Genomic DNA, 11019 nt, shown 5'->3' on the forward strand with positions numbered 1-11019 from the left:
GTGGCCTTCCGCGATCTGATCGACGACATCGACGACGTGGTCTTTGAAACCCTGGGCGACAGCGCCATGATCGAAGGTCGCGCCGAACCGGTGCTGGGGATGTTCTCGGCGCCATGGAAACAGCCCCAGTTCGGCAAGCTCAACACTGGTCTGCGGGAGCCGCGCTTCGAGATCCGCATCAAGGATTCGGACGGCTTGATGAAGGGCTTACGGGTCAGTGTTGATCTGCCGGCGTTGGATGGCGGCGGCGACTATGACCTGCTGCAGCTAGAGCCTAATGGTAATGGCCTGGTGGCCTTGATTTTGAGGAAGCGGCCATGAGCATCGGCAGCTATAGCCAGCAGAAGCGCGACGGTGGGATGCTCACTATCCAGCCGTCGGCGGTGCATGTTCAGGCTCTAAAAGAGTTCGGCGAGCTGGTGCCTAAGGCAGCGGCGGCCGCCCAGCGGCGTGCAATCAACAAGACAATCCGTTGGCTTCGCACCCACATTGCGCGGGCCGTCGGCAGGCAGGAGCGCATCGCCATCGGTGCTGTCCGGCAACGTCTTCGGGCGTATCCGGTGACTGGCGGCGATATGCGCGGCAAGTTGTGGTTCGGCATCAATGCCATTGAAGCCAGTCGCACTGGCCGGGCACGGCAAACCGGCGCCGGTGTTTCGGTTACCGGTCGGCGTTACCAGGGAGCTTTCTTCAAGAAGGTCTACGGCAGTAACGCGGATATCTGGATCCGCACGTCCAGCAAACACTTCAATACCACCGACTACCCGGACGCCGCTCAGGGTGGTAGACGCTCGGGCTTTGTCGAGGAAAACGACAACCGCTTCCCCCTGGCAAAAGCCAAGGTGTCGTTGGAGCAAGTGCGACCGCACTTCGATGCCTGGGTAAAACGTACCGATGAACGCCTGCTGGAGATCCTCACGCAGGAACTCAACTTTGAACTGCAGAAGTATTTGAAGGGGACGCCGCGTGTCTGACGAAACTTTGAGCCTCGACCAACTTTATCAAGCTATCGAGCAGCACCTGCAGCAACACCTGCCGGGTGTTCAAAGCGTTGCGGCCTGGCCGAACATTGAGGATCACATTGCCTTGCCGGCGGTGTTCCTGGAGATGTCTGAGATCGAGCCAGGTACTGATCTCGGAACGGGTGAAACCACCCTGGTCTGCAAGTTCGAAGCGCGGATCATTGTTGATCCGATTCGGCCCGATCATCACCGTCAGGTCGTGCAGCTAGCGACCCAACTGATCGTGTTATTGCGGGCGCAGAACTGGGGCCTGGAAATCGAATGTGCCGAGTTTATCCAAGCGGTGCAGGACTGGACCCGCCCTGAGCTGGATGGCTACATCGTCTGGCTGGTGGAGTGGAATCAGACGATCTATCTCGGCGCCGAGGAATGGCCCTGGCCGGATGAGCCCCCGGGAACGCTGCTGATCGGTGTCAGCCCCGAAATCGGCCCGGGCAGCCGAGATCGGTACGTCGCGCCGGAGCGCTTGGAGTGAGGTACGCCAGCGGCGAGAGCGACCGCATGATCGCCGCCATGTTGATGGATTGCGTGGTGGCCGCCGTCGATACCACTGCATCACCGCCTGTTGTTCGTGTGAGGGCGGGGGAGTGGACCAGTGCGTGGGTACGTTGGCACAGCGTAGCCGCCGGTAAGGCGCGCCACTGGCGAGTGCCCAGCCTGGGCGAGCAGGGCAAGTTGTTCAATCCCAGCGGCAACCCGGCGATGGGCACGTTTATCCCAGGCTTGTACGGGGATGCAGGCCCGCCGCCGGACAATCGCGATCACGTCGAGGTGTGGCGCTTTGACGATGGCGGCTCGCTGGTCTACGACTGGCAGGCCAGTAGCTACAGCATCACGCTGCCTTCCGGGACCGTCACCATCAAGGTCGGCGGCACCGTAGCCACCGTCACTGAAAGCGCCGTCACGGTGGTAGCCGGGGATATCGGGCTCACCGGCAATGTGACGATCACCGGGCCACTGACAGTGTCGGGTGATATCAACGGCGCCGGCAAGATCATTGACGCGGGCGGCAATACCGCGAACCACAAACACTGATTCATCGCCTATTTCGGCCCGCTGCGTGCGGGCGTTTTCATTTCTGGAGTGCCCTTATGAACAAGCCAAAGCCGGACGGGCAGCCGCCCGTGGTCGAGCCAATGGCGGCGAAGGTAGAGCCGCCACCCAAAGCCCCTGATCTGCCTCGGACCTTTCGCGACAAGGTGTTTACCTCACGCACCCTGATATCGCCTGAAGGCCAGAGCTTCGCCGTTGCCAAGGGGTTAGTGGTAGCCACCACCCCAGATCAATACCACTTCCTCCAACGTCACCCTGACCTTGAACCCTTACCGGAGTAGCCCAGATGATCGGAATGGATCGCCACACTGGGCTGCCCATCTCCGGCATTGAGCATCTGCAGCAGTCGATTGAAGACATTTTGACAACGCCACTGGGCAGCCGCCGGCACCGGCCGGATTACGGCAGCCAGTTGCGGCGTTTTGTCGACCTGCCCGTCACCGAGGGCTGGAAAAGCGCGGTGCAGGCTGAAGTGGCCCGGGCGCTGGGGCGTTGGGAGCCTCGGCTGAGCATCAGCCAGGTTCGAGTGGTGGCCGTATTGGATGGCCGCATCGAGTTTGAACTCAAGGGCCTGTTCAAAGGCGATAACGCGCTAGTGAGGGTCACCGCATGAGCACCGTGGATTTATCAGCACTGCCGGCGCCGCCTGTGCTGGAGGAACTCGACTTTGAGCAAGCCTACGCTGAGGAGCTGGCCGCGTTTCGTTTGTACATGGGCGACAACTGGACCGCCGAGTTGGAAAGCGATCCTGTGGTCAAGCTGTTGGAGCTGGGCGTGTACCGTCGCATTCAGAACCGGGCGCGGGTGAACGATGGGGCCAAGGCGCTGCTATTGGCTTACGCCATTGATGGGGATCTCGATCAGCTCGCTGGCAACGTCCGTTTGAAACGCCTGGTGATCCAGGAGGAAAACCTCAACACCGTACCCCCGACACCCCGGGTGATGGAATCCAACGATGCCCTGCGCGAGCGGGTCCAATTGGTGTACGAAGGTCTGACTACGGCCGGCCCGCGTAACAGCTACATTTTGCATGCCCGCAACGCATCGGCGCTGGTGGCCGATGCCACGGCTGAAAGCCCGTCTCCTGCCGAAGTGGTGGTCACGGTGCTACACCTGCAGGGCAATGGGGTGGCCGACCAGGCGCTGCTGGATGTAGTCAAGAAATACCTCAGCGATGACAACATTCGACCGGTAGGGGATCGCCTCACTGTTCAAAGTGCCCAGGTGATCGAATATCGCGTTGATGCAGTGTTGTACATGTCAGGCACCGGTTCTGAAAACGAAGCAATACTGGCGACAGCCGAACAGCGTCTGCGTGACTGGATCAATCCGCGGCGGCGATTGGGTGTTGAAGTGCCACGCTCGGCCGTTGATGCGCAACTGCACATTAGCGGTGTCGGTCGTGTGGACTTGCTCAACTGGCGGGACATCAAGGTGACCCAGTACCAGGCGGCCTATTGCGTCGGCTTTACCGTGAAAAAGGGGGCCGTTACGTGAACAGCCTGCTGCCGATTAACAGCACCCAGCTGGAGCGGGCCATTGAAGCCGCCACCGATGAAGTGACTGACGTCCCCCTGCGGGAGCTGTACAACCCGGACACTTGCCCGGCGCACCTGCTGCATCAACTCGCCTGGGCCTGGTCGGTGGATCGCTGGGACAACAACTGGTCAGAAGCGATCAAGCGATCAGCCATTCGCTCGGCGTTTTATGTTCATGCCCACAAAGGCACGATCGGCGCCTTGCGGCGGGTGGTCGAGCCGCTTGGTTACCTGATTGAAGTGCAGGAGTGGTGGCAGACAACGCCCAAGGGCGTACCTGGCACGTTTGCGCTGAAGGTGGGCGTGCTTGATACCGGTATTACCGAAGAAATGTATCAGGAGCTGACTTGGCTGATTGATGACGCCAAGCCGGTCAGCCGCCATTTGACCGGCCTAGCGATCAGCTTGGAAACAGCCGGCCATGTCCATATCGGCGTTTGCGTCACCGACGGTGACGAAATAGACGTGTACCCCCCAATGCAACGCGACATCGAGGTCAGCGGCTACGTCCGCCTGGGCGGTCGTGAACACACCATCGATACCATGGATATCTACCCATGACAGACAAAAATAGCCAGTTTTTCGCCATTCTTACCGCAGTCGGTAAAGCTAAACAGGCAAACGCCGATGCATTGGGCGTTCCCTGGACCTTCGCGCAACTGGGCGTGGGAGATGCGAACGGAGCTGATCCGATTCCCAACGAGCAACAGACAAAACTGATTCACGAGAACCGACGCGCACCGCTGAATCAGGTAAAGGTTGATCCCGGAAACGCCAATATCATCATCGCCGAACAGGTGATTCCTGAAAACGTCGGCGGTTGGTGGATTCGCGAAATTGGGCTCTACGATGCGTCGGGTGATCTGGTCGCTGTAGCGAACTGTGCGCCGAGCTTCAAGCCTCTGCTGACTCAGGGCTCCGGGCGAACCCAGGTCATTCGCATGAACCTGATTGTCAGCAATACCGCCAACGTCGAGTTGAAAATTGATCCAAGTGTTGTGCTGGCGACCCGCGCTTATGTCGACTCCGCAATTACCACGATATTCCCCCTCAACAAACCCCCCGGCACCTACACCAAAGTCCAGATCAACAGTCGGGGCATAGTAGTCGCGGGTTATAACCCGACAACGCTGGCCGGCTACGGCATCACTGATGCTCTGAGTAATTCAGGCGGCGACGTCACCGGGACAATCAACCTGATTAATGCCCGTAGCATCACGACCGTTGCTACGGACTCCACCAGTTGGGCGGGCGGTCTTCACGCCGTGTCCAGGGAGTCGAGAGCCATCCTTTCCGGCGTCGGCGCCTGGGGTAATGGGGACTCCGTACATACGGTGTACATGGGGTTAAGCAGTGCACCGTGGCAATTCGGCAACGGTGTACGGGTCAAAGCAGATGGTGTGTATATCTCGGGACCGATTACCGGTACCGGTACAGGCTTGAGCGGCGTTCCCTGGGGCGGACTCACTGGTGTTCCGACGAGTCTGGCGGGCTACGGTGTAACCTTTGCCAGTCAGCAGGAGGCGGAAACCGGGGCCGAAACGAACAAGCCGATGAGTGCGCTGCGGGTGTTCCAGGCGATTGTCGCGAAAGTCATTCAAGCGACCGAAAGTGCCGCAGGCATTGCACGTGCAGCTACTCAGGTGTTGGTCAATGCTGGCGTGGATGACACGACGATTGTCACGCCGAAAAAACTCAAGTGGGTTTTTTTTGTTGTGTGGGGGGAGACCGGCGGAATTGTATTTCCTACCTGGTTAGGCGGCCTGATTATCAACTGGGGCATCGGAGGGAATAACTTACTCCCGGGTGTCTCTACGCAACTGACAATGGCCAACGCATTCACCACAAGCTTTTTTAGAGCTATCGCGTTCTATGACGGTTCGGATAGTACCGCTATGTCTACGTTCAACGCGTATCGAGCGAGTTTGACGCAAGTCAAAATTACCAACACGCATGCCTCAAACACGTCTACTCCCTCTTATATCGCCATCGGTCGCTGAGGTTTCCTATGCAGTACATGAGTCCATCAACACAGGGCTTTTACAACACGGCGAATTACCCTAAGGCGATGTTGCCGAGCGATGTCGTCGAGATCACAGACGAGCAATTCAGGTACCTGTTAAGGGGACAAAATGGTGGCAAGGTCATGGCTGTTGATGCAGGCGGTAAGCCAGTTCTGAATGATCCTGTCGTAGATCCTGACATGGTATCCAGTCAGGAAAGGCTTTGGCGCGACGCCGAACTTGAGCGTGTGAAGTGGTTGCGAGAGCGACATCGCGACGAGTTGGAATTGTCTATCCCTTCCAGCCTGACTAATGACCAATATGGTCAGTTGCTTGAGTATTTGCAGCTTCTTCGGGATTGGCCGCAATCGTCGAACTTTCCTGATCAGGAACATCGACCCCCGGTACCAGCTTGGATCGCTGAGCAAGCACCATAACGCCCCACCTCATCGGGGCGTTTTTTGTATCCGTTGTTTAACCCCTGAAAGCCCCGCACATGCGGGGCTTTGTCATTTCTGGAGAACTCGCACTATGGCCTCTTCCGGTCGTTTTCACGGCGTTACTGTCACCCTGGTCGATACCGGGGCACGGACCATTGCGCTGCCGTCGTCGTCCATCATCGGACTGTGCGACACCTTTGTCGCTGGCCCAGGTGCTACGGCCAAAGCCAACGAACTTAAACTCATCACGAGTGAGCGCGAGGCGGTTGCAGCCTGGGGTGAAGATTCGGCGATCACGCGGGCGTGTAAGGCGATTTTCGTTCGCGCTAAGGCGGTAATCATTGGCTGCGGTGTGGGCAAGATTGAAGATCCCGCGCAGCAAACCTCGGCCATCATCGGCGGCGTTCTTGCCTCAGGTGAGCGCACCGGCATGCAGGCGCTGCTCGATGGCAAAAGCCGATACAACGCCCAGCCGCGGCTGTTGATCGCCCCGGGCCATACCTCGACCCCAGCAGTAGCGACTGCGCTGGATGCCTTGGCAGGCAAGCTGCGGGCGGTGGCGATCATCGACGGGCCTAACACGACCGATGAGGCGGCCATGGCATACGCCCAAGAGTTTGGCAGCAAGCGCTGTTTCATGGTCGACCCCGGCGTGCAGATCTGGGACACACTGCTGAGCAAAACCGTCAACGCACCGGCCTCGGCCTTCGCCGCTGGTTTGTTCGCCTGGACGGATGCTGAGTACGGCTTCTGGTCGTCGCCTTCGAACAAGGAGTTTGTCGGCATCACCGGCACCTCGCGCCCAGTCGAGTTTCTGGATGGCGACGAAACCTGCCGAGCCAACCTGCTCAACAACGCCAATATCACCACCATTATCCGCGATGGCGGTTACCGCTTGTGGGGTAACCGCACGCTGTCGTCAGACCCCAAGTGGGCGTTTGTCACCCGTGTTCGCACCGTCGATATCGTCATGGACGCGATCCTGGCCGGGCACAAATGGGCGGTCGACCGTGGCATTACCAAGACCTACATCAAGGATGTGACCGACGGCCTGCAGGCATTTATGCAGGACCTGAAAAACCAGGGCGCGGTGATCAACTTCGAGGTGTTTGCCGACACCGAGCTGAACACCGTCAGCCAGCTGGAGCAGGGCAAGGTGTACTGGAACATCCGCTTCACCGACGTGCCGCCCGCCGAAAACCCGATTTTCCGGGTCGAGGTCACCAATCAGTGGCTCACCGAAGTCCTGGAAACCGCTGCCTAAGGAGGCCGCTCAATGATTCCTCAAGTGCTTTACAACACCAACCTGTTCGTCGACGGCATCAACTTTACCGGCGACGTGCCCAGTCTGGGCTTGCCCAAACTGGCAGTTAAGACCGACGAATACCGTGGCGGCGGCATGGCTGGCCCCATCGAGATGGATGTCGGCCTGGAGAAGATGGAAGCCACCTTCACCACCAACGGCGTGCGCCGCGAATCCATGAAGTTCTTCGGGCTGGCAGATCAAACCGCCTTCAACGGCGTGTATCGCGGATCCTTCAAGGGGCAGAAAGGGCAGACCACAGCAGTGGTGGCGACCTTGCGAGGCATGCTCAAGGAGCTGGATCCGGGCGACTGGAAGCCCGGTGACAAGGCTGAGTTCAAATACTCGATTGCGGTCACCTATTACAAGCTGGAAATCGCTGGCCGCCTCATTTACGAAATCGACATGGTCGCCGCGATCCGCGTGATCGACGGTGTGGATCAACTGGCCTCTATGCGCAGCGACCTGGGCCTCTAAGGAATTAATCGAATGGCTACTCCTGAACTGAAAAAGCTCCCTACCTGGCTGAAGCTGACCGCCGAACACGCCACCATCACCTTGTCTCGGCCCTCGGAGGTCAATGGCGTCAAGGTCGATACCTTGACCATTCGCTCACCCACGGTGCGTGAGGTGCGTGCTGCGGATCGTGCCTCGGGCGACGACGAAGAGCAGCGCGAGCTGATGCTGTTCGCCGGTCTATGCGAAGCCGGTCAGCAGGACCTGGAGGGCCTCAAGCTGGTGGACTACCACCGCCTGCAGGCCGGTTATTTTCGCCTGGTGCAGGACGACGGGGTTTAACCCCGCGCTGCTGAAGCTGGCGGCCAAGCGCTTGGCGGCGGAAACCGGATTTTCCGCCGCTGAGATCCAGGCCATGCCGTTTGCCGAGATGGTCTGGTGGCTTTCGGATTGAGCCACCCGCCGTAATCACTCGCTACAGGGAGCCACGATATGGCAAACAAACTCGCGCTCGGCCTGGTGATTGGCGGCGCCGTCAGCTCTACGGTTGGCACCGCGTTCAAGGATGTCCAGGGGCGAATCAAGCAGCTCGAAGCCCAAGGCACCAAGGCTCGGGTGCTGCAGCGTACGATTGGCGACACTATCCGTCTGCGGGAAGAATGGAAGAAGGCCAACGACAGCGGCGCCGCTGGTGCCAGCACGTTGCTGCGCAAATTGGAATCAAACCTCAGCACCCTGAAGAAGCAGGGTGTCGAGGTACGCAATCTTGCCAAGGCTTACCAGGCCATGGAGCAAGTCGCCCGTAAGGCTGATCTGAAAGCCACCGGGTACTCTCAAATCAAGGAGGGCAAAGAGGGGCTTACTGGCACGCTGGGCAAGGCGGCGGCGGCCACTGCGCTAATCGCTATTCCCACCAAGGTTTCGGCCAACTATCAGACGCAAATCCGGCAAATGGCGTTATGGGCACACACCGCCGGCACAGACGCCGAACAGCAGATGGCGAACAAAATCAGTGAAGTGGCCGCGAAAAAAGGCATGGGCCAGCAGGCTTTGGCCCGGGCGGTCGGTGGCTTGATCGAGAAGGGTATCGACTGGGAGGAGTCGGTGGACTATGCGCCTCTGATTGCTGACCTGGTCGACGGCCAGGGCATGGAAGCGGAAACCATCGCCACCTTGTTCAGCGCTTTCAAGGAGGCCGGGGTCAAGAAGGAAGACATGGGCGCTATGCTTGGCCAGGTGGCCGCCGCCGGCGACATTGGCGCGTTCGGTCCAAAGGACATGGCCAAGTACATGCCGGCCCTGCTCGGTACGATCAAGCGTCTGGGCATGGAAGGCCCGGAGGCCGTGCGTTTTCTGGGTGCGAGCCTGCAGTCGCAGTTTTCGCAAACCCAGGACGCGGCGGCCGCCGCGACCAACATGAACAACCTGCTCAACGCAGTGATCAGCAGCACCAGCCAGGAGCGATTCGCAAAGCAGGGTTATGACCTGGCGGGCTCGATCCTGGCGGCTACCAAAAGCGGCAAGGCGTCCAACCCGGTCGAAGCCTTCATCATGCTCAGCGAGCAGTTGATCCAAAAACAGGATCCTGCCACGGCCAAAAAGGTTGCGGCGCTCAAGGCCAAGATCAAGGCATCCAAGGACGGCAGCGCCGAGGAAGAGCAGGCGATGGTCGCGCTGATTCAGGCGGCTGGCTTGGCGAACATCGTCAGTGACCAGAGTGCCAGTGACGGCTTGCTCGCGCAGATCAAGTACGGCAACACGATCAAGGACAACATGACCACCATCAAGGAGACCGATGGCAAGGCCAAGATCGAAGCCGACGCGGCGAAGGCCCGCGAAACGTCCAACTCCAAATGGAGCGCTGCGACATCGAGCATGGAAGCGACGATGACCAGTCTCGGTGATGCCTTGCGGCCTCTCACCGATTTGGCGGCCGATGGTCTGACCAAGGTTGGTAACAGCATGGCGGGCCTTGCCAATGAGTTCCCGAAAATCGTCAGCGGGACGACAGTGGCTATTGGTGCAATTGGCGCGGCGGTTGCGGCGTTTCAGACATTCAAGATCGGCAAGGGGCTGCTCAACCTGGCCCGTGGTGGTCTGGGTGGAAAAACGGGTGGCGTACAGAAGGTTTTTGTCACCAATGTGGATGCAAGGGGCGATGAGGAGGGCGTCAAGGGAAAGGCCGGAACCGCGTTGTCGGTGGTGGAGAAAGGACTGAAATCCGTCGCCGCTGCCCGAGGTAAGGAGAGTTTGGAGGAGGGGGCTGATCCGAAAGCCGGCGGGTTCGACCCAGTCGCCACGGGTCTGGATGTCGTATCGATGATTCAGGATGCTGTGGAGACAGGGGGCGGAGCTGAATCAGCCGATGGTGGTGATGGCGGGATCCGACGTGTATTCGTCGTTAACATGGCATCCATGGGCGGCATGGGTGATAGACGCCTGGGACGGCGGCGGAACAGAAACCAGCCTACTTCTCGACCGTCGCGTCGAAGATCAGCCGCCCCGCCACGGCCACCTCGTCCAGTTGGCCCGGTGCAGGCGTCTCCAGCAGCACGGCGATCTTCGGTTCCGCCGCGCAGCCCGGTTGTTAGAACTTTGCCACCGCCGGTTACCGCACCGTCACCGGCGCCAATACTGCCTGTTCCAGTGCCTCGTCCTCCTGTCGTGCCGAGTCCCGGCAAGCAGATGTTGACCTCGGTCGCCGGAGGCGTCGGTAAGGTTGGGAAAGCGGTCAAAGCAGTTCCAGGTGCCTCCCTGGTTGAAGCGGGCAGCATGGTGCTCAATACCTACCTGACCGCTGAAACTCAGGACGAAAAGGCGCAAGGCTATGGTGAAGCTGCGGGGACACTCGCAGGCACTATGGCGGGCGCCGCTGCTGGCGCGGCTATTGGTTCGGTGGTGCCAATCATAGGCACAGCCATCGGCGGCATGGTGGGTGCTTACGTTGGCAGCATGGGAGGGCAGCAGCTGGGCGGGTGGGCAGGATTGTCGATGTTTGGCAGTGATAAACCCAAAGAGCCCGCTGCACCGATTACGCCGATGCTGTTGGCTCCCAGACCTGGCCCTGCTGTACCCAGTCTGGCGACTATCGCGAACAGCTTGGTCCGGCAACCCGCTGCCGTTGTGGTCGAAGCGGCACCTGCTGCGCCTGCTGTGCCAGATATTGGAACGGCTGTCGCTCCCGTGTCACCTGTCACCAAACCG

General features: G+C 59.6%; 14 protein-coding genes. All 14 read left to right on the plus strand.

The window, feature by feature from the left end; all coding sequences use genetic code 11:
- Window positions 1-321: a hypothetical protein gene (locus HX869_RS25935; RefSeq protein WP_178903856.1), complete on the plus strand. Its 321-nt coding sequence runs from the start codon at window positions 1-3 to the stop codon at window positions 319-321.
- A complete protein-coding gene (locus tag HX869_RS25940; protein ID WP_178903857.1) occupies window positions 318-974 on the plus strand; it encodes a hypothetical protein in 657 nt (218 codons plus the stop codon). Before HX869_RS25935 ends, HX869_RS25940 begins: the two co-directional genes overlap by 4 nt.
- On the plus strand, window positions 967-1497 hold the full coding sequence (locus HX869_RS25945) for a hypothetical protein (RefSeq protein WP_178903858.1): 531 nt from the start codon (window positions 967-969) through the stop codon (window positions 1495-1497). The genes HX869_RS25940 and HX869_RS25945 overlap by 8 nt, the downstream gene beginning before the upstream one ends.
- Window positions 1494-2057 carry a phage baseplate assembly protein V gene (locus HX869_RS25950; protein WP_178903859.1) on the plus strand — a complete coding sequence of 188 codons (564 nt, stop codon included), beginning with the start codon at window positions 1494-1496 and terminating at the stop codon, window positions 2055-2057. The genes HX869_RS25945 and HX869_RS25950 overlap by 4 nt, the downstream gene beginning before the upstream one ends.
- A gap of 56 nt (window positions 2058-2113) precedes the next feature.
- Entirely contained in the window at window positions 2114-2356 is a 243-nt protein-coding gene (locus HX869_RS25955) for a hypothetical protein (RefSeq protein WP_256736789.1), read from the plus strand.
- 5 nt (window positions 2357-2361) lie between these two features.
- Entirely contained in the window at window positions 2362-2688 is a 327-nt protein-coding gene (locus HX869_RS25960; RefSeq protein WP_169904362.1) for a GPW/gp25 family protein, read from the plus strand.
- Window positions 2685-3572, plus strand: coding sequence for a baseplate J/gp47 family protein (locus HX869_RS25965; protein ID WP_178903860.1), 888 nt, complete (start codon window positions 2685-2687; stop codon window positions 3570-3572). The genes HX869_RS25960 and HX869_RS25965 overlap by 4 nt, the downstream gene beginning before the upstream one ends.
- Complete coding sequence (locus HX869_RS25970) at window positions 3569-4174, plus strand: phage tail protein I (protein WP_178903861.1); 606 nt, start codon at window positions 3569-3571, stop codon at window positions 4172-4174. Before HX869_RS25965 ends, HX869_RS25970 begins: the two co-directional genes overlap by 4 nt.
- Complete coding sequence (locus HX869_RS31635) at window positions 4171-5613, plus strand: phage tail protein (RefSeq protein ID WP_256736790.1); 1443 nt, start codon at window positions 4171-4173, stop codon at window positions 5611-5613. The genes HX869_RS25970 and HX869_RS31635 overlap by 4 nt, the downstream gene beginning before the upstream one ends.
- A gap of 8 nt (window positions 5614-5621) precedes the next feature.
- Complete coding sequence (locus HX869_RS25980; RefSeq protein WP_178903862.1) at window positions 5622-6053, plus strand: phage tail assembly chaperone; 432 nt, start codon at window positions 5622-5624, stop codon at window positions 6051-6053.
- 94 nt (window positions 6054-6147) lie between these two features.
- Window positions 6148-7320 (plus strand): phage tail sheath family protein, encoded by a 1173-nt coding sequence (locus HX869_RS25985; RefSeq protein ID WP_178903863.1) that lies wholly within the window; start codon window positions 6148-6150, stop codon window positions 7318-7320.
- 12 nt (window positions 7321-7332) lie between these two features.
- Window positions 7333-7836, plus strand: coding sequence for a phage major tail tube protein (locus HX869_RS25990; RefSeq protein ID WP_178903864.1), 504 nt, complete (start codon window positions 7333-7335; stop codon window positions 7834-7836).
- A 12-nt stretch (window positions 7837-7848) separates the two neighbouring features.
- Complete coding sequence (locus HX869_RS25995) at window positions 7849-8157, plus strand: phage tail assembly protein (RefSeq protein WP_169904366.1); 309 nt, start codon at window positions 7849-7851, stop codon at window positions 8155-8157.
- Between the two features lie 150 nt (window positions 8158-8307).
- Window positions 8308-11019 (plus strand): phage tail tape measure protein (locus HX869_RS26000; protein WP_178903865.1); only part of this gene is annotated, 2712 nt, incomplete at its 3' end.

This window comes from Pseudomonas sp. P7779, assembly GCF_013386315.1.
Classification (GTDB): domain Bacteria; phylum Pseudomonadota; class Gammaproteobacteria; order Pseudomonadales; family Pseudomonadaceae; genus Aquipseudomonas.